The organism is Diaphorobacter sp. LR2014-1, from assembly GCF_002916785.1.
Taxonomy (GTDB): Bacteria; Pseudomonadota; Gammaproteobacteria; order Burkholderiales; family Burkholderiaceae_C; genus Diaphorobacter; species Diaphorobacter nitroreducens.
In genome coordinates this window covers 119,675-135,995 of sequence record NZ_MTBE01000002.1, presented here as the reverse complement: position 1 = coordinate 135,995, position 16,321 = coordinate 119,675, and the positions used below count along the sequence as shown (strand labels likewise).

General features: G+C 67.1%; 19 protein-coding genes. 8 read left to right on the top strand and 11 right to left on the bottom strand.

Going from position 1 to position 16,321, the window contains the following annotated elements:
• Window positions 1-3: 3 nt before the first annotated feature.
• The 5 genes from BV908_RS02545 to BV908_RS02525 all read right to left on the bottom strand — a co-directional run bounded on the left by BV908_RS02545 (window position 4) and on the right by BV908_RS02525 (window position 3,109).
• Window positions 4-318 (bottom strand): BON domain-containing protein, encoded by a 315-nt coding sequence (locus BV908_RS02545; protein WP_103737122.1) that lies wholly within the window; start codon window positions 316-318, stop codon window positions 4-6.
• A 99-nt stretch (window positions 319-417) separates the two neighbouring features.
• The gene (locus BV908_RS02540; RefSeq protein ID WP_011806611.1) at window positions 418-963 is read right to left on the bottom strand and encodes a ferritin-like domain-containing protein; all 546 of its coding nucleotides are present in this window, start codon (window positions 961-963) and stop codon (window positions 418-420) included.
• Window positions 964-985: 22 nt separating this feature from the next.
• The gene (locus BV908_RS02535) at window positions 986-1,378 is read right to left on the bottom strand and encodes a hypothetical protein (RefSeq protein WP_103737121.1); all 393 of its coding nucleotides are present in this window, start codon (window positions 1,376-1,378) and stop codon (window positions 986-988) included.
• Window positions 1,379-1,433: 55 nt separating this feature from the next.
• Window positions 1,434-1,598, bottom strand: a complete 165-nt coding sequence (locus BV908_RS02530; protein ID WP_011806609.1) for a DUF1328 domain-containing protein — start codon at window positions 1,596-1,598, stop codon at window positions 1,434-1,436.
• Window positions 1,599-1,765: 167 nt separating this feature from the next.
• Window positions 1,766-3,109 (bottom strand): CHASE3 domain-containing protein, encoded by a 1,344-nt coding sequence (locus BV908_RS02525; RefSeq protein ID WP_015914144.1) that lies wholly within the window; start codon window positions 3,107-3,109, stop codon window positions 1,766-1,768.
• 153 nt (window positions 3,110-3,262) lie between these two features.
• On the opposite strand from BV908_RS02525, the gene BV908_RS02520 reads away from it, so the two are divergent.
• The gene (locus BV908_RS02520; protein ID WP_103737120.1) at window positions 3,263-3,895 is read left to right on the top strand and encodes a response regulator transcription factor; all 633 of its coding nucleotides are present in this window, start codon (window positions 3,263-3,265) and stop codon (window positions 3,893-3,895) included.
• A gap of 115 nt (window positions 3,896-4,010) precedes the next feature.
• Here the strand turns inward: BV908_RS02520 and BV908_RS02515 are convergent, their stop codons facing one another.
• The 4 genes from BV908_RS02515 to gpmA form a co-directional block, all read right to left on the bottom strand.
• Window positions 4,011-4,421, bottom strand: coding sequence for a response regulator (locus BV908_RS02515; RefSeq protein WP_015914142.1), 411 nt, complete (start codon window positions 4,419-4,421; stop codon window positions 4,011-4,013).
• A 108-nt stretch (window positions 4,422-4,529) separates the two neighbouring features.
• Window positions 4,530-5,294: a molybdopterin-synthase adenylyltransferase MoeB gene (moeB, locus tag BV908_RS02510; protein WP_103737119.1), complete on the bottom strand. Its 765-nt coding sequence runs from the start codon at window positions 5,292-5,294 to the stop codon at window positions 4,530-4,532.
• Window positions 5,295-5,361: 67 nt separating this feature from the next.
• Entirely contained in the window at window positions 5,362-6,798 is a 1,437-nt protein-coding gene (locus BV908_RS02505; RefSeq protein ID WP_011806604.1) for a S41 family peptidase, read from the bottom strand.
• Window positions 6,799-6,913: 115 nt separating this feature from the next.
• Window positions 6,914-7,657, bottom strand: coding sequence for a 2,3-diphosphoglycerate-dependent phosphoglycerate mutase (gpmA, locus tag BV908_RS02500; protein WP_103737118.1), 744 nt, complete (start codon window positions 7,655-7,657; stop codon window positions 6,914-6,916).
• Window positions 7,658-7,730: 73 nt separating this feature from the next.
• Between gpmA and BV908_RS02495 the strand changes: the two genes are divergently transcribed.
• The 4 genes from BV908_RS02495 to BV908_RS02480 all read left to right on the top strand — a co-directional run bounded on the left by BV908_RS02495 (window position 7,731) and on the right by BV908_RS02480 (window position 10,064).
• The gene (locus BV908_RS02495) at window positions 7,731-8,138 is read left to right on the top strand and encodes a rhodanese-like domain-containing protein (protein ID WP_047349768.1); all 408 of its coding nucleotides are present in this window, start codon (window positions 7,731-7,733) and stop codon (window positions 8,136-8,138) included.
• A 49-nt stretch (window positions 8,139-8,187) separates the two neighbouring features.
• Entirely contained in the window at window positions 8,188-8,445 is a 258-nt protein-coding gene (grxC, locus tag BV908_RS02490) for a glutaredoxin 3 (RefSeq protein ID WP_011806601.1), read from the top strand.
• Between the two features lie 101 nt (window positions 8,446-8,546).
• Window positions 8,547-8,999: a protein-export chaperone SecB gene (secB, locus tag BV908_RS02485; RefSeq protein WP_011806600.1), complete on the top strand. Its 453-nt coding sequence runs from the start codon at window positions 8,547-8,549 to the stop codon at window positions 8,997-8,999.
• 72 nt (window positions 9,000-9,071) lie between these two features.
• Window positions 9,072-10,064, top strand: coding sequence for an NAD(P)H-dependent glycerol-3-phosphate dehydrogenase (locus BV908_RS02480; protein WP_103737117.1), 993 nt, complete (start codon window positions 9,072-9,074; stop codon window positions 10,062-10,064).
• A gap of 304 nt (window positions 10,065-10,368) precedes the next feature.
• Here BV908_RS02480 and panC read toward each other — a convergent pair whose 3' ends face one another.
• Both panC and panB read right to left on the bottom strand, forming a co-directional pair.
• Window positions 10,369-11,238: a pantoate--beta-alanine ligase gene (gene panC / locus BV908_RS02475; RefSeq protein ID WP_103737116.1), complete on the bottom strand. Its 870-nt coding sequence runs from the start codon at window positions 11,236-11,238 to the stop codon at window positions 10,369-10,371.
• A gap of 16 nt (window positions 11,239-11,254) precedes the next feature.
• Entirely contained in the window at window positions 11,255-12,136 is an 882-nt protein-coding gene (gene panB / locus BV908_RS02470) for a 3-methyl-2-oxobutanoate hydroxymethyltransferase (RefSeq protein WP_011806597.1), read from the bottom strand.
• 65 nt (window positions 12,137-12,201) lie between these two features.
• On the opposite strand from panB, the gene nadC reads away from it, so the two are divergent.
• The 3 genes from nadC (at window position 12,202) to BV908_RS02455 (ending at window position 16,153) form a co-directional block, all read left to right on the top strand.
• Complete coding sequence (gene nadC, locus BV908_RS02465; protein WP_103737115.1) at window positions 12,202-13,080, top strand: carboxylating nicotinate-nucleotide diphosphorylase; 879 nt, start codon at window positions 12,202-12,204, stop codon at window positions 13,078-13,080.
• Window positions 13,081-13,159: 79 nt separating this feature from the next.
• The gene (gene nadA, locus BV908_RS02460) at window positions 13,160-14,284 is read left to right on the top strand and encodes a quinolinate synthase NadA (protein ID WP_103737209.1); all 1,125 of its coding nucleotides are present in this window, start codon (window positions 13,160-13,162) and stop codon (window positions 14,282-14,284) included.
• Window positions 14,285-14,353: 69 nt separating this feature from the next.
• Window positions 14,354-16,153, top strand: a complete 1,800-nt coding sequence (locus BV908_RS02455; protein ID WP_103737114.1) for a chorismate-binding protein — start codon at window positions 14,354-14,356, stop codon at window positions 16,151-16,153.
• Window positions 16,154-16,321 lie beyond the last annotated feature (168 nt).

Sequence of the window (16,321 nt, the reverse complement as noted above, 5' to 3'; positions counted from 1 at the left end):
GCGTCACGGGCGCACGACGATGCTGTTGCGCACCTCGCGCACATGCTTGGTGTTGCGCGCGATGGCTTCGGCGCGGTCCTTCTCGGCCTGGGTCTTGGCAAAGCCCGAGAGCTGGACGGTGCCGTTCAGCGTCTCCACGCTGATGGCGGTGGCAGAGACGCTCTTGTCCTCTGCCATCTTGGCCTTCACGGCGGTGGTGATACCCGCGTCGTCCACGTAGGAGCCCACGGTTTGCTGGTTGCGTGCTACCGAGCAACCGGTGGAAACGATGGTGGCACCTGCAAGCAGGGAAAAGGCGATGGCACGTGCGTATTTCATGGTTGTGTCCTTGGGTTATGGTTGAAAACACGGGTGCTGGGATAACCCCGCTGCGGCCTGTTGCACCCTCCGGTGGCCTCAACGGTTGGGAAGGGGAGGCTAGCGGTGCAGCCAGTCCTTCAGTTCATCCGCATGCTCCTCCTCGTCGGCCAGGATGCCTTCGAGCATGCGCCGCGTGGTGGGATCCTTGTCGCCGATCAGCTGGATCATCTGGCGATAGGCCTCCACGGCGATGCGCTCCGCCACAAGGTTGGCGCGCACCATGTCTTGCAAATCGGACGACTCATCGTATTGCGCATGGCTGCGCGACAGCAGCGTAGAAGGGGAGAAGTCCGGCGATCCGCCCAACTGCACGATGCGTTGGGCGAGCAGATCGGCATGGGCTGCCTCCTCGTTGGCGTGCACCAGGAACTCTGCGGCGATCGCCGGCGACTCGCGGCCGTCCGCCGTGAAATAGTGCCGCTTGTAGCGCAGCACGCAGACCAATTCGGTCGCCAGAGCGTCGTTGAGCAAGGCAATGATGGCATCGCGGTGTGGGCCGTACGCGGGCGTCACGGCGCCTTCGTCCAGATCCGCGGTGGCTGCCTGGCGCAGCGCGGCTTCGTCAAGCTGAAGCGCGCTGGCGTGGGTATCGCTGTGCATCATCGGGTCGGTTCCTGCGGTGGTCTCAATAACGCTCGCTGCGGTGGCGTGTCCACATCAACGCAGTGGCAAAGGCGGCGCCCGCGGCTGCGGCGATCAGCAGGGACTTGCCGGGTTGTTCGGTGACGTAGCGGTTCGTGGCGTCCGCAGCCTGGTGGAACTGGCGCCGCGCGCGTTCGCCGGTGTGCGCGCAGTACGAAATGCCGCGCGTGGCCAGATCCTGCGCCTTGGCGGCCAGGTCGTCGATCATCGGGTCCACGCCCTCTTGCATGCGCTGCATGCGGGTCTCGGCCTTGTCGATGGATTCATTGGTCATCCGGCGGGTGGACTGCAGTGTTTCGGACGCCTTGTCGAACACGCCTTCGGCCACGTTGTGCGCCGTCTCTGCCGCCTTCTGGGTGGTGGTTTGGATCGTCATTGGGGGATTTCCTTTCTGTGGTGGCATCTGCCTGGCGGGCCAGGTTGATGGGGCGTCAGCCCCTCTTCAACAAGCTGAGCACGAAGGTCACAACAGCCATGATCACGAACACGAAGAACAGGATCTTCGCGATGCCCACGGCACCGGCGGCGATGCCGCCAAATCCGAACAGGGCGGCCACCAACGCGATGACCAGGAATACCACTGCGTAATGCAACATAACCAGCTCCTTGTTTTCGGCGCGGTGCGCCGGGTGGTTGCGAATGCGCCTGAGCACATGGCTTGACTGTAGGGAGGCTGGCGTTGCATGAGTGCCGGTGGCTGGCGCACCCCGCTGTAGGACGCCACCGATCAGATGAGCAGCCCGGACGCAGGGCTGCGAACGCGTCAGGTCAGCGTGTGCGGCAGCACGGCGCTGACCAGGGTGCCCTCGCCGGGCGTGGACGTGACCGTGAGCTTGCCGCCCGCCGCCTCGACACGGTGGCGCATGCCGAACAGACCATGCGCGTCGGGGGCGATGCTTGAGATGTCGAACCCGTCGCCGTCATCCCGCACCTGTACCGATACATGGTTGGGATAGCTGTGCACCGACACCAGCACCTTGCGCGCGTTGGCGTACTTGCTGATGTTGGTCAGGGACTCCTGCACCAGCCGGTAGACGGTGAGCTGCGCTGCGTCGGACAGCTTGGCGGACTCCAGGCTGGTGTCTATCTGCAGGTTGCTGCGCTGCGCGAAGTCGCGCGTGAGGATTTCCAGCGACGTGGTGAGCCCGAGATTGGAGAGCGACGAAGGGCGCAGGTCCTCGATGATGCGCCGCTTGAGCGCGATGCCGCTGTTGAGCGTCTCGGTGAGGTGCTGCACGCGCTCGGCGTTCTCGGGGGTGTGCAAATCGATGCGCGACTTCAGGCGCGCCACGTCCAGCTTGGCGGCCGTGAGCAAAGCACCCAGCTCGTCGTGCAGCTCGCGCGCCAGGTGTGCGCGCTCCTCCTCGCGTACTTGCTGCAGATGGCTGGCCAACTCGGAGAGCGCGGCAGTGCGTTCACGTACCAACTGCTCCAGTCGGTCGCGTTCGCGCGCCAACACCTCCTGCTCGCGCGCATGCGCAGCCTGCAAGGCGCTGGTCTGGCGCAGGTACAGGTAGAACGCCAGCAGCCCCACCACCGCCACGGCGGCGATGCCGATGCGCGAGAGCATCAGCGAATGCAGGATCTCCTGCGTGCTGTGTTCCGTTTGCTGGGCGCTGCGCGCCACCAGTCGGGCTGCGATCGCCCGAATGGCATCCATGTTCTCCTTGCCCACGTCGGTGGAGAGCACGAACTTCCAGGCGTCGTCGTTGTCCTGGCGGCGCAGTTTGAGGCTGAGGTCGAGTTCGGAAAGCTTGCGCGTGATCTGCTGCGACAGCTGGGAAAAGTCGTCCAGGTCCTGCGGTGCGTGCCGGTAGGTCTGGCGCAGCTCATCAAGGTTGGTATTGATGGTGGCGACCGCCTGCTCGTAGGGCTGCAGATAGCGCTCGTCGCCAGTGAGCAGGTAGCCGCGCAGCCCCGTCTCGGCGTTGAGCATGTTCTGCAGCAGCCGGTCGAGCGCAGCGCGCGTGGCGTGCGAGCGAGCCAGGTCGCCCACGGCCGCGTGCGAGCGCATGTACCCGGTTTCGTTGATGCCGACCAGCAGGGCCACAGCCAGCAATGCCAGCGGCAGACTGACGGCGATCTTGCGCAAACGGGACCAACTCATGCTTGGGCTTCTCCACGGGGACTGGCAGGGCACGGTTGAAAATGCATATCATCGGCTTGCGCTGCCATGCTAGTGCAATGCAGAGCAGATGGGCAGATCTTCAGACCATACCTTACCGGGGAGCAAGGCGCTCTCCTCTTGAAAGAAGGCTCAATGATCAAGATTGGCATTGTGGATGACCATGCGATAGTCCGTGCCGGGCTGCGCCAATTTCTCTCGGAACATGTGGACCTGCGGATCGTTGGCGAGGCAAGCAACGGCAGGGAAGCCATCGATCTGGTGCGCGTTCACGAGATCGACGTGCTGGTGATGGACCTGTCCATGCCCGGCCAGAGCGGCTTGGATGCGCTGGCCATGCTGCGCGCCAAGGCGCCCGACATGGGCATTCTTATCCTCAGCGGCTACCCCGAGGAGCACTATGCGATCAATCTGATCCGCCAGGGTGCGAGCGGCTATCTGAACAAGGAATGCGAGCCCAAGGAGATCGTGGAGGCCATCCGCACCATCGCCCTGGGTCGCCGCTACCTAACCCCGTCCGTGGCCGACCTGCTGGCCCAGCAGCTCAACCGCAAGGACGATGCGCCGCCCCACGAGCAGCTGTCGGAGCGCGAGTTCCAGGTGTTCCTCAAGCTGGCCAAGGGCGAGACGGCGGGTGACATCGCCAAGTCGCTTTCGCTGAGCGTGAAGACCGTGAGCACCTACCGCACGCGGCTCATGGAAAAGATGGGGCTGTCCTCCAACAGCGATCTGACGTACTACGCGCTCAAGAACAAGCTCATCGATTGAGCGCAAAGCGCACAAAGCACAAGGGCCAGTCACTGACTGGCCCTTGTGCTTTGTGCAGAGGTTTGAGAGTAAGGATGGGCGCGTGTCAAAGTGCAGATGGGCTCGCGCAGCGCCTTCAATTGGTGGCCGCTGAACTAGCGGCTGCCCGCTGCGTGCTGTTGCTGTGTTCGATGCAATAGTCCACCAGCGCCTCGATCTCGTTGGATTTGTCAAACACGGCGTCCACCCCCAGCTGCGCACAGCGCATGCGCACGTCAGGTGTCGCGTAGTTGCTCAGCACCACCATCTTCTGCGCTGAAAGGCGGTTGCGGCAGGCGGCCAACACGCCCAGCCCGCTGCCTTGGCGCAGGAACAGGTCCACGATCGCCAGATCCCACTGGGAGGTGTGCGAGGTAAGCCACTCCTTGCCCTCGTCCTCCGTCTCGGCGATGCCGACGGCTTCCACCTCCGCCAGTTCTTCGAGCGTTCCGATCAGGTTTTCGCGGATGGTGGCGTTGTCTTCGACGATGTACGTGCGCAGTTTCACGGTGCTTCCTGTTCGGCCGGGAACGAAAAATAGGGCATCGGCGCTACTGTATGAAAACAGGCTGGCGGGTTCTGCCAGCAGCCGGGTGCAGTGCCCGTAGGTGCATTCCTACCCGGCTGGCGCGTGCAGGGATCCGCACACGGGGCAGGCCGGGTCGCGCTCGGTGCGCACTTCGGTCCACTGCATGTCGCGCCCGTCCAGCATCAGCAGCCGGCCTGCGAGCGAGCTTCCGACTCCCACAAGCAGCTTGAGCGCCTCGGCCGCCTGCATGGTGCCGATGATGCCGACCATGGGCGCGAACACGCCCATGGTGGCGCACTGCACCTCCTCGAACTGCGCCTCGGGAGAGAACAGGCAGGCATAGCAGGGCGTGTCATCCCGGCGGGGGTCGTACACGGAAATCTGCCCGTCGAAGCGGATGGCCGCGCCTGCCACCAGGGGCTTGCGTTGGCGTACGCACGCGGCGTTGATGGCCTGGCGCGTCTGGTAGTTGTCCGTGCAGTCGAGCACCACGTCTGCGGCGCTGACCAGCCCATCCAGCGCGGCGGCGTCCACACGCTGGCGCACGGTGCGCACTGAAACCAGGGGGTTGATGGCCTGCACGGCCTGGGCCGCGGAGTCGACCTTGGGCGTGCCGACGCGCGCCGTGGTATGGGCGATCTGGCGCTGCAGGTTCGTGAGGTCCACCACGTCGTCGTCCACCAGCGTCAGGGTCCCCACGCCTGCGGAGCCGAGAAACAGCGCGGCCGGCGAGCCCAGACCGCCGGCACCGATGACGAGTACGTGGGCTGCCAGGATGCGCTCCTGTCCCTCGATACCGATCTCGTCGAGCAGGATGTGGCGGGAATAGCGCAGCAGTTGATCGTCGTTCATGGGGTGGTGGGCGTGAAAAAGGCCGGGCTCCGCGGGAGTCCCGGCCTGGTTGCCAAGAAAGACAGCGTCAGTTGTCCTTTTTCTCTTCCTTGCGTTCCGTGAGGGTCTTGCTGGCCAGCACGGTGCGGCCCTTGAGCTGGTTGAGTGCCTGGCTGAGCTGGAAGTCCTTGTCCGAACCGTACTCGGGCAGCTTGCGCTCGGACACGGGCTTCTTGGCCTCTTCCTCGAGGCGCTTGCGGGCCTCCTCGCGCGCCTTCTCGCGGCCGGCGTCCTTCGCTTCCTCGCCCTGGCCGCTGGTCAGGTGTTTTTCCAGGTCGGCTTCGCGCATGCGCAGCGATGCGTAGATGTCGCCCTCGGCGGTCTCGTCGAGCATGACGTCTGGCACGATCCCCTTGGCCTGGATCGATTTGCCCGATGGCGTGTAGTAGCGCGCCGTCGTGAGCTTGATGCCCGTGTCGGGGCCCAGCGGCCGAACGGTTTGTACCGAGCCCTTGCCGAAGGTCTGGCTGCCCATGATGGTGGCGCGCTTGTGGTCTTGCAGCGCCCCCGCGACGATCTCGCTGGCCGAAGCCGAGCCTTCGTTGACCAGCACCACCAGGGGCACCGTCTTGATGGCGGCGGGCAGGCGCTTGAGCGGGTCGCCGCTGCCCCGGCGTAGATAGAACTCGGGCGAGGCCTTGAAGGTGGCCTTGCTCTCGGCCAGCTGGCCGTTGGTGGAGACCACCGTCACGTTCTCCGGCAGGAAGGCTGCCGACACGGCCACGGCTGCATCCAGCAGGCCGCCGGGGTCGTTGCGCAGATCCAGCACCAGCCCCTTGAGGCGGGGATCCTGCTTGTAGACCTCTTCGACCTTGCGCACGAAGTCGTCCACCGTGCGTTCCTGGAACTGCGACAGGCGGATCCAGGCGTAGCCCGGCTCGACGATCTTGCCCTTGACCGATTGGGTCTTGATCTCCTCGCGCGTGATCGTGACGGGAAAGCTGCGGCTCTCGTCGCGGCGCAGGATGGTTAGCGTCACCTGCGTGTTCGGCTCGCCCCGCATGCGCTTGACCGCGTCGTTGAGCGACAGGCCCTTCACGGCCGTATCGTCGATTTTCGTGATGAGGTCGTTGGTCTTGAGCCCCGCGCGGTCGGCGGGGGAGCCCTCGATGGGCGAGACGATCTTGATCAGGCCGTCTTCCTGGGTGATTTCGATGCCCACGCCCACGAAGCGGCCGGTGGTGCCTTCGCGGAATTCCTTGAACGACTTCTTGTCGAAGTACTGCGAATGCGGGTCGAGGCTGGCGACCATGCCACCGATGGCATCGGTGATGAGCTTGCGGTCATCGACCGGCTCTACATAGTCGGTCTTGATCAGGCCGAACACGGCCGAGAGCTGCTGGATTTCCTCCAGCGGCAGCGGGGTCATGGCGCCGCGTGCCACGGTCTGCAGCGAGACGGTCGTGAGCGCTCCGGCCACCACGCCCACCGATATCCATCCAGCAATTTTGAGTTTGTGGCCCATAGAACACCTCTACCGATTCAATATACACCTTGGAAGGGCTGCGGCCTGGGCAGTTCCTTCAGGATCTGCCTATTTTTCAAGCAAGACCGCGCTACGCTTTCCAGAAGGCGGCGGCTCAGGCCTTGCCTTGCGATGCCACCGCGGCTGCGGCTTTGGCGGCGGCCTCGGCGTCGCCCAGGTAGTAGCTGCGCAGGGGCTTGAGTTCCGCGTCCAGCTCGTACACCAGCGGAATGCCGTTGGGAATGTTCAGGCCCACGATGTCCTGGTCGGAAATGCCGTCCAGGTATTTGACCAACGCACGGATGGAGTTGCCGTGCGCGGCGATCAGCACACGCTTGCCCGAGCGGATCGTTGGCGCGATGGCTTCGTTCCAGTAGGGCAGCACGCGCGCCACCGTGTCCTTGAGGCACTCGGTCAGCGGCACCTGCTCGGGCGCCAGGCCCGCGTAGCGGATGTCGCCGCGCTCGCAGCGCGGGTCGGTGGGCTCCAGGGCCGGCGGCGGCGTGTCGTAGCTGCGGCGCCAGACCAGCACTTGCGCGTCGCCATACTGCTTGGCCATGTCGGCCTTGTTCAGGCCCTGCAGAGCGCCGTAGTGGCGCTCGTTCAGGCGCCAGCTGTGCTCCACGGGCAGCCAGGTGCGGTCCATCTCGTCCAGGCAGTGCCACAGCGTGCGCGTGGCGCGCTTGAGCACACTGGTGTAGGCCAGGTCAAAATCGTAGCCCTCGGCCTTGAGCAGGCGGCCGGCATTCTTGGCCTGCTCGATGCCCGTGGGGGTCAGATCCACATCGGTCCAGCCGGTGAAGCGGTTTTCCAGATTCCACGTGGATTCGCCGTGGCGGATCAGAACGAGTTTGTGCATGGTGTCCCTTGGGGCTTCAGGTCAAAAACCCGACATTCTAGAATTGCGCGGTTTGCATACCCCAAGGAACCCCGTGAATTTCGTTCTCGACAATTGGTATTTGATCTTCCTCGCGCTGGCCTCGGGCGTCATGCTGCTGCTGCCGGCCCTCAAGGGGGCCGGGGCCGGTACCCTGGGCACGGCGCAGGCCGTACAGCTCATCAACCGTGAGAAGGCGGTGGTGATCGACGTGTGCGAGCCTGAGGAGTTCGCCGCGGGCCACGTGGGTGGCGCCAAGAACATCCCGCTGGGGCAGTTGCAGGAGCGCCTGCCGCAGGTGGCCAAGAACAAGGCCGTGCCCATCATCCTCGTCTGTGCCAAGGGCGCCCGCGCCTCGCGGGCTGCAGGCATCGCCAAGGGCCTGGGCTACGAGAAGGCGCAGGCGCTGGCCGGCGGCCTGGCCGCTTGGCGCGAGGCCAACCTGCCGGTTGAAAAGGCCTGAGGCGCCCGCATCTACCAGCATTGTTCGTTACGCAGAAAGGTCGCCGTCCATGCAAGCCGTGAAGATGTACACCACCGCCGTGTGCCCCTATTGCATCCGCGCCAAGCAGTTGCTGAAGCTGAAGGGTGTGGAGCAGATCGAGGAAATCCGCGTGGACACCGACCCCGCCGCGCGCCAGCACATGATGGAGATCACCGGCCGGCGCACCGTGCCGCAGATCTTCATTGGCGACACCCACGTCGGCGGACACGACGACCTCGTGGCCCTGGACAGCCGTGGCGGCCTGGTGCCGCTGCTGGGCGCCTGAGCCTTTGCCGCCATTGGCGCGTTGCATAATGCGCCCCATGTTGCCCGCTGCGGGAGCCTCTCCCGGGCGGGCTTTGTTTTGACCGAAAGACCGAGACCACCATGGCCGAAGAAACCCCCGTGTTCCAGATTCAGCGCGTGTACCTGAAGGACCTGTCGCTGGAGCAGCCCAATTCGCCCGCGATCCTGCTGGAGCAGGAGCAGCCCAGCGTGGACATCCAGCTGGGGGTCGAGGCCACACCCGTGGTCGAAGGCATCTTCGAGGTGGCCGTGACCGCCACCGTGCAGACCAAGATCAAGGACAAGACCGTGTTCCTGGTGGAGGCCAAGCAGGCCGGCATCTTCGAGATCCGCAACGTGCCCGAGGACCAGATGGGCGCCATCATCGGCATTGCCTGCCCCCAGATCATCTACCCCTATCTGCGCGGCAACGTGGCCGACACCGTGACGCGTGCGGGCTTTCCGCCCGTGCACCTGGCCGAGATCAACTTCCAGGCCATGTACGAGCAGCAACAGGCCGCAGCCGCCGAGGCTGCCACCAGCACGGCCCAGTAAACGGCTTCTTGGTCGTAACGGGTGTTAGAGCCATTTAAGGCTCTAGCGCCCGCCTGATAAGCGCGAGTAGCTATGAAAATAGTAGTCCTTGGCGCAGGCGCCTGGGGCACTGCCCTGGCCATGAGCGCGGCTGCGCACGCAGCCTGCCATGAGGTGACGCTGTGGGCCCGTGACGCACAGCAGGCGCAGGCCATGCAGGCGAAGCGGCAGAACCAGCGCTACCTGCCCGGCCTTGCGTTCCCGCCCGGGCTGCACGTGGCGTCGGGTGACATGGGCGCGCTGGCCGCTGACGCCGACCTCGTCGTCGTCGGCACGCCCATGGCTGCGCTGCGCGGCATGCTGGAACGGCTGGACGGCTGTGCGGCGCCCATCGCGTGGCTGTGCAAGGGCTTCGAGGCCGGCACGGGGCTGATGGCGCATGAAGTGTGCGCGCAGGTCGCACCGCGGCTGCACAGTGGCGTGTTCAGCGGCCCCAGCTTCGCCCAGGAGGTCGCCACCGCCCAGCCCACGGCCATGGTGGCCGCCAGCCCCCGCGTCACGGTGCGCGATGCGCTGGTGCAAGCCTTCCACGGGCCCGCATTGCGCGTATACGCCAGCGAGGACATCGTAGGCGTGGAAGTCGGCGGTGCGGTCAAGAACGTATTGGCGATTGCCACCGGCCTGTGCGACGGGCTGCAACTGGGGATGAATGCGCGTGCGGCATTGATTACCCGCGGTTTGGCGGAAATGACCCGCTTAGGCCTTGCCCTGGGCGCGCGGCCCGAGACCTTCATGGGCCTGTCGGGCCTGGGGGATCTGGTGTTGACTGCTACGGGCGACCTGTCGCGCAACCGCCGTGTGGGGTTGTTGCTGGCCGAGGGGCGGACCTTGGCACAGGCGGTGGAGTCGCTGGGCCATGTGGCTGAGGGGGTGTACAGCGCCCGCACCGTGGTACAGCGCGCGCGCGCGGTGGGCGTTGAGATGCCCATTGCGGAGTGCGTCGTGGCGCTGCTCGACGGTGAACTGCGCGCTGCCGAGGCGGTGGCCCGGCTCATGGAGCGCGAGCCTACCGTCGAGCGCCATTGATGCGCACGCATCTCCCGTGAACTGCAAAAAGCGGCCCGCAGGCCGCTTTTTGTCGTGCGCGGTTCAGGGTGCTTGGGTCACACGACACCGAACAGCATCAGCAGCAAAACGATACTCAGCGGGACACCCAGAAGCCAAAGAATGATCGGCATGTACGCCTCCTATAGGGATGGTTGAAACATGCCTTCACCTTAGCGATGGGCCAGACGCCCCGATGTCCGTCCAGGCTGCCACGCCGCGTAGGTCATCGCGGTCCTGTGCTTGTGCGTGTGCGCCTACGCACGGACTGTCGCCGCGCGCGGTCTCAGAACTCCAGGTTGTCGATCAGCCGCGTGCTGCCCAGGCGTGCCGCGCCCAGCGCCACCAGCGTACCGGCGGCTGCGCCTGCAGCGGGGGGCTGAAGATCGTGGCGCTGGCGCACGGTGAGGTAGTCGGGCGCCCAACCTTGCTGCGCCAGGGTCTGCAGGGCCTGTTGTTCCAGGGCGGCCAGCGGGGGGGCGCCGGGTGCCTGCGCCGCCTGGGCCAGCGCGCGCAGCGCCGCGGACAGTTGCACGGCCTGGGCGCGCTCGGCGGTGCTCAGGTAGCCGTTGCGTGAGCTCAGGGCCAACCCATCGTCGGCGCGGGCCGTCTCGCCTGCCACCACCTCTACGGGCAGCGCGAACTGCTGCACCATGCGGCGGATCACCATGAGCTGCTGGTAGTCCTTCTTGCCGAACACGGCCGTGCCGCCGCCGCTGGCGAAGAACACTGCGGAAAACAGCTTCATGACCACGGTGCACACGCCCGTGAAGAAGCCTGGGCGGAAATGCCCTTCCAGGATGTCGGCCAGTTGCGGGTCGGGCTGCAGCTTGAAGGTCTGGGGCTCGGGGTAGAGGTCGCTCTCGCGCGGCGCGAAGACGATGTCGCAGCCCGCGGCCTCCAGCTTGGCGCAATCGGCCTCCCAGGTGCGGGGGTAGCTGTCGAAGTCCTCGTGCGGGAGGAATTGCAGGCGGTTCACAAAGATGCTGGCGACCAGCACGTCGCCCAGCGGCCGGGCCTGGCGCACCAGGGCGATGTGCCCGTCGTGCAGGTTGCCCATGGTGGGCACGAAGGCGGGGCGCTTGCCAGGGCGGCCTGCGCCGGGATGCGCGGCGATGGCGGCGCGCAGTTCGGGAATGGTGCGGACGGTGATCATGGGTGAAGGTGTTTGGTCAGTTCCAGGCGTGCAGTGCGTCGTCGGGAAAGCGCCCTTGCTTGACGGCCTGTACATAGGCCTCGATGGCGCCGCGCACGCTGCCCGCGTCCCGCATGAAGTCGTGCACGAACTTCGGGTTCTTGCCCAGGTTGATGCCTAGCATGTCGTGCATCACCAGCACCTGGCCGGCCGTGCCGCTGCCCGCGCCGATGCCGATGGTGTGGCAGCGTGGCAGGGCCTGCGTGAGGTCGCGTGCCAGGGGAGTCGGCACCATCTCCAGCACCAGCATGGCGGCGCCGGCGTCCTGCAGCTCCAGTGCCTGGCGGCGCAGCTGCTGGGCGGCCTGATCGCCCTTGCCCTGCACACGGTAGCCGCCCAGGGCGTGCACCGTCTGCGGGGTGAGGCCCAGGTGCGCGCACACGGGCACGCCGCGCTCCACGAGGAACTGCACCGTGGGCGCGGTCCAGCCGCCGCCTTCGAGCTTGACCATGTGGGCGCCCGCCTGCATGAGCTGGCAGGCACTGCGCAGCGCTTGCTCGCGGCTCTCGGCATAGCTGCCGTAGGGCAGGTCGGCGATCAGCCAGGCCGTGCCCTGCACGCGGTGCAGGCCGCGTGCCACGCTGGCCGTGTGGTAGGCCATGTGCTCCAGCGTCACGCCCACGGTGCTGGGCAGGCCCTGGCAGACCATGCCCAGCGAATCGCCCACCAGGATGCACTCCACGCCCGCGGCGTCGGCCACGGCTGCGAAGGTGGCGTCGTAAGCGGTGAGCATGGTGATCTTCTCGCCCGCCTCGCGCATCTGCGCCAGGCGGGGCAGGCTCACGGGGCGCCTCTGGGGCAGCGGCGACGCGGGCGGCAGCGTGCCATAGGGCGTGCCGGCGGTGGGGGAGTCGGTCATGGCGCTTGGGATCCGTCGGGTTGCAAAAGTGCGGCGAGTCTATGCGATGCGGCTATGCTTGCCCCATGACGACGAGAGACTTGTTTGGCGCCGACGCACTCGCGGCGCTGGCCCGTGCCGATGTGGACCGCGCCCTGCAGGAAGACGTGGGCAGCGGCGACCTGACGGCCGGCCTGATCGACCCCGCGCGCCGCGTGCGTGCGCGCATCCTGGCGCGCGAAGCCGCCGTGATCTGCGGCGCTCCTTGGGTCGAGGCTGCGCTGCGTGCGCTGGACCCCGGTGTGACGCTGACCTGGCATGTGGCCGAGGGCGCGCGCTGCGCTACCGACCAGGTGGTATTGGAGATCGAAGGCCAGGCGCGCGCGCTGCTGAGCGCCGAGCGCACGGCGCTCAACTTCCTGCAGCTGCTGTCGGCCGTGGCCACCAAGACGCGCACCTATGTGGATGCCGTGGCCGGCACCCGCGCCCACATCGTGGACACGCGCAAGACGTTGCCGGGCCTGCGCCTGGCGCAGAAGTACGCCGTGCGCACAGGCGGTGGCACCAACCATCGGATCGGCCTGCACGATGCCGTGCTCATCAAGGAAAACCACATCGCTGCCGCGGGCGGCGTGACGGCGGTGCTGCGGGCCGCCCAGGCGGTGGCTGCGCAGGCTGCATTCATCGAGATCGAGGTGGAAACGCTGGCGCAGCTGCAGGAGGCGCTCGATGCGGGCGCGACGATGGTGCTGCTGGACAACATGCCGCTGGCACAACTGCGCGAGGCCGTGCGCATCAACGCGGCGCATGCCGGCGGGGGCGCCATCCTGGAGATCTCGGGCGGCGTCACGCTGGAAGGCCTGCGTGCGCTGGCCGAGACGGGCGTGGACCGCATCTCCATCGGCACGCTGACCAAGGATGTGAAGGCCACGGATTTCTCCATGCGCCTGCAGGATTTGGCCTGACACGGCGTAGCGTCTTCCAAGGCGCGACAATCGATTCCCCCTCGTGAAGCCGTCGCGCCCCGGCGGCCAGAGCATTGCCATGAATACGACCGCCATCAAGGACGTCGAGTACGAACAGCCCCTCGCGGGCGCGGACGGCGCCACCTGCTCCACCAAGCACGCCTGGGCGCGTGTGCCGCCCGAATTATCGCCCGCCGAGCGTGCCGCGCTCAAGGACAAGATCCGCCGCCTGCTGAAAGAGAAGAACGCGGTGATGGTGTCGCACTACTACGTGCACCCGGACCTGCAGGACCTGGCCGAGGAAACCGGCGGCATCGTCAGCGATTCGCTGGAGATGGCGCGCTTTGGCCGCGACCACGCGGCGCAGACACTGGTGGTGAGCGGCGTGCGCTTCATGGGCGAGACGGCCAAGATCCTCAGCCCCGAGAAGACCGTGCTCATGCCCGACCTGGACGCGACCTGCTCGCTGGACCTGGGCTGCCCCATCGACGAGTTCAGCGCTTTCTGCGACCAGCACCCCGACCGCACGGTGGTGGTCTACGCCAACACCAGCGCCGCCGTGAAGGCGCGTGCCGACTGGCTGGTCACGTCCAGCTGCGCGCTGGACATCGTGCGTGCGCTCAAGGATGCGGGCCACAAGATCCTGTGGGCCCCCGACCGCCACCTGGGCGCCTACATCGAGCGCGAAACGGGCGCCGACATGGTGTTCTGGAACGGTGCATGCATCGTGCACGACGAGTTCAAGGCGCTGGAGCTGGAGTTGCTCAAGAAGGAACACCCCCAAGCCAAGGTGCTCGTGCACCCCGAGAGCCCGCCCGAGGTCGTGGCCCTGGCCGACGCCGTGGGTTCGACGTCCGCCATCCTCCAGGCTGCGCGTGAAATGGACGCGCGCGAGTTCATCGTCGCCACCGACAACGGCATGATGCACAAGCTGCGCAGGCTCAACCCCGGCAAGACCTTCCACGAGGCCCCCACTGCCGGCAACAGCGCCACCTGCAAGAGCTGCGCGCATTGCCCCTGGATGGCCATGAACGGGCTGGCTGACGTGGCGCGCGTGCTGGAGACCGGCGCCAACGCCATCCATGTGGACCCCGCGCTGATCCCGCGCGCGCGCCAACCCATCGACCGCATGCTGGCCTTCACCGCGGCGCTCAAGAGCGGGCAGCCCGCGGGTGCGCTGGTGCCGCATTTCGGGGCGGCCTGACGGGGTGTTTGATTGCTATAAATTGAGTAGCTGTTCGCGCTTGATGGATAAGCGCTAAGGCCTGTTTTCATGCCCACCACATCGCTGATCGATTTTGCCGACCCGCGCGACGCCGCCGCGCCGCGCCTGCGCCACGCCTTCGCGTCGCCGCGCCAGGTGCTGGTGGCTGCACGTCTGCAGGAAGTGACGGGTGTGTTGCATGCGGTGGAAGCCGCGGCGCGCGCCGGCCACTGGTGCGTGGGCTGGGTGCGCTACGAGGCCGCGCCCGCGTTCGACCCGGCATTGGCGGTGCATGCCGACGCGCAAGGGGAGGGCGCGCCCGCGCTCGCCTGGTTCGCGGTGTACGACGCCCCCGCGCCCTGGCCCGCGCACGAGGCCGCGGGAACGGCGTCCATCGACTGGACGCAGGCGCTGCCACGCGCCGCATTCGATGCAGCGCTGTCGCAGATCCAGCAGGGCATCGCGGCGGGACGCTACTACCAGGTCAACTACACCGCACCGCTCATGGGCACATGGCAAGGCGACGCACAGGCACTGTTCGCGGCGTTGCGCCGCGCGCAGCCCGGCGGTTACGCGGCGCACCTTGACGACGGCGTAGGCACGCAGGTGCTGTCGGTGTCGCCCGAGCTGTTCTTCGATTGGCGCTCCGGGTCCACGGGCGCGGGCGGCATCCTCACCCGTCCCATGAAGGGCACGGCCGCGCGCGGCGCCACGCCCGAGGCCGATGCGGCGCAGGCCGCAGCGCTGCGCGGCAGCCCCAAGGAACGCGCCGAGAACGTGATGATCGTGGATCTGCTGCGCAACGACCTCTCGCGCATCGCCGCGCCGCACAGCGTGCGCGTGCCGGCGCTGTTCCACACCGAGCAGTTGCCCACTGTCTGGCAGATGACCTCCGACGTGGTGGCGCGCACGCGCACCGGCACGCGGCTGGCCGACGTGTTCGGCGCACTGTTTCCCTGCGGTTCGGTCACGGGTGCGCCCAAGGTGGAGGCCATGCGCGCGATTGCCGCGCTGGAGACCGGCCCGCGCGGCGTGTACTGCGGCGCGGTGGGCGTGGTGCGGCCCGATCTGGCGGCGGGCGCGGGCGCCATCGCCGCCACCTTCAACGTCCCTATCCGTACCGTGGAGCTGCGGGGCGGCCACGCGCGCTGCGGCATCGGCAGCGGCATCGTCTGGGGCGCCGACCCGGCGGCCGAGTGGGGCGAGTGGGCGGCCAAGCGCGCCTTCGTGGATCGAGCCAGCGCGCCGTTCGACCTGTTGGAAACGCTGGGGCTGCATGCCGGCGTGCTGCGCCACCGCGCAGAGCACCTGGCGCGCATGCAGGCCGCCGCCGTGCACTTTGGCTATCCCTGGAATGCCGCGCGCGTGCAGGCCTGCCTGGATGCACTGGCCGCTTCCCATGCGCAGGGCGACTGGCGCGTGCGCCTGCTGCTGAACGCACACGGCGTGCCGCGCGCCGAAGCCTTCGCGTTGGCCGCGACGCCCATGCCCGTGCGGCTGGCACTGGCCGATCGCCCCTTCACCCGGGCGCACAGCGAATTCACGCGGCACAAGACCACGCGCCGCGCGCACTACGCCGCTTTCGCACCGGCGGCGGGCGGCGGTGTGTTCGACACCGTGCTCTACAACGCTGCGGGTGAGATCACCGAGGGCACCTTCGGCAACCTGGCGTTGCTGCTGGACGGTCGCTGGGTCACGCCGCCGCTGGCCTGCGGCCTGCTGCCCGGTGTGGGCCGCGCCGTCGCCCTGCGTGAGGGACGCATGGTGGAAGCCGTGGTGCGCTTGCAGGATCTGCCGCGCGTGCAGGGCTGGGCCTTCATCAACAGCCTGCGCGGTTGGCTGGACGCGACGTTGGACGGGGCGCCTTAAGCGGGGCCCCCTGCTAAGGCGGTGGTTCCGCACCCGCGCATATCGGCGTTTACGGCAAAACCCGCTGAACCTGCTGAACCCGCCGGATGTCCCACCTGGTGCAGGATTGCGCGAAGTTGTTTGTTCCATAGGCTCGGCCCCACCGCAGGGACTGGCCGGGTAGTGGGG

Coding starts and splice junctions, on each gene's coding strand:
- BV908_RS02545 (WP_103737122.1), bottom strand. CDS start 318: ATGAAATACGCACGTGCCATCGCCTTTTCCCTGCTTGCAGGTGCCACC.
- BV908_RS02540 (WP_011806611.1), bottom strand. CDS start 963: ATGATGCACAGCGATACCCACGCCAGCGCGCTTCAGCTTGACGAAGCC.
- BV908_RS02535 (WP_103737121.1), bottom strand. CDS start 1,378: ATGACGATCCAAACCACCACCCAGAAGGCGGCAGAGACGGCGCACAAC.
- BV908_RS02530 (WP_011806609.1), bottom strand. CDS start 1,598: ATGTTGCATTACGCAGTGGTATTCCTGGTCATCGCGTTGGTGGCCGCC.
- BV908_RS02525 (WP_015914144.1), bottom strand. CDS start 3,109: ATGAGTTGGTCCCGTTTGCGCAAGATCGCCGTCAGTCTGCCGCTGGCA.
- BV908_RS02520 (WP_103737120.1), top strand. CDS start 3,263: ATGATCAAGATTGGCATTGTGGATGACCATGCGATAGTCCGTGCCGGG.
- moeB (WP_103737119.1), bottom strand. CDS start 5,294: ATGAACGACGATCAACTGCTGCGCTATTCCCGCCACATCCTGCTCGAC.
- BV908_RS02505 (WP_011806604.1), bottom strand. CDS start 6,798: ATGGGCCACAAACTCAAAATTGCTGGATGGATATCGGTGGGCGTGGTG.
- gpmA (WP_103737118.1), bottom strand. CDS start 7,657: ATGCACAAACTCGTTCTGATCCGCCACGGCGAATCCACGTGGAATCTG.
- grxC (WP_011806601.1), top strand. CDS start 8,188: ATGCAAGCCGTGAAGATGTACACCACCGCCGTGTGCCCCTATTGCATC.
- secB (WP_011806600.1), top strand. CDS start 8,547: ATGGCCGAAGAAACCCCCGTGTTCCAGATTCAGCGCGTGTACCTGAAG.
- BV908_RS02480 (WP_103737117.1), top strand. CDS start 9,072: ATGAAAATAGTAGTCCTTGGCGCAGGCGCCTGGGGCACTGCCCTGGCC.
- panC (WP_103737116.1), bottom strand. CDS start 11,238: ATGATCACCGTCCGCACCATTCCCGAACTGCGCGCCGCCATCGCCGCG.
- panB (WP_011806597.1), bottom strand. CDS start 12,136: ATGACCGACTCCCCCACCGCCGGCACGCCCTATGGCACGCTGCCGCCC.
- nadC (WP_103737115.1), top strand. CDS start 12,202: ATGACGACGAGAGACTTGTTTGGCGCCGACGCACTCGCGGCGCTGGCC.
- nadA (WP_103737209.1), top strand. CDS start 13,160: ATGAATACGACCGCCATCAAGGACGTCGAGTACGAACAGCCCCTCGCG.
- BV908_RS02455 (WP_103737114.1), top strand. CDS start 14,354: ATGCCCACCACATCGCTGATCGATTTTGCCGACCCGCGCGACGCCGCC.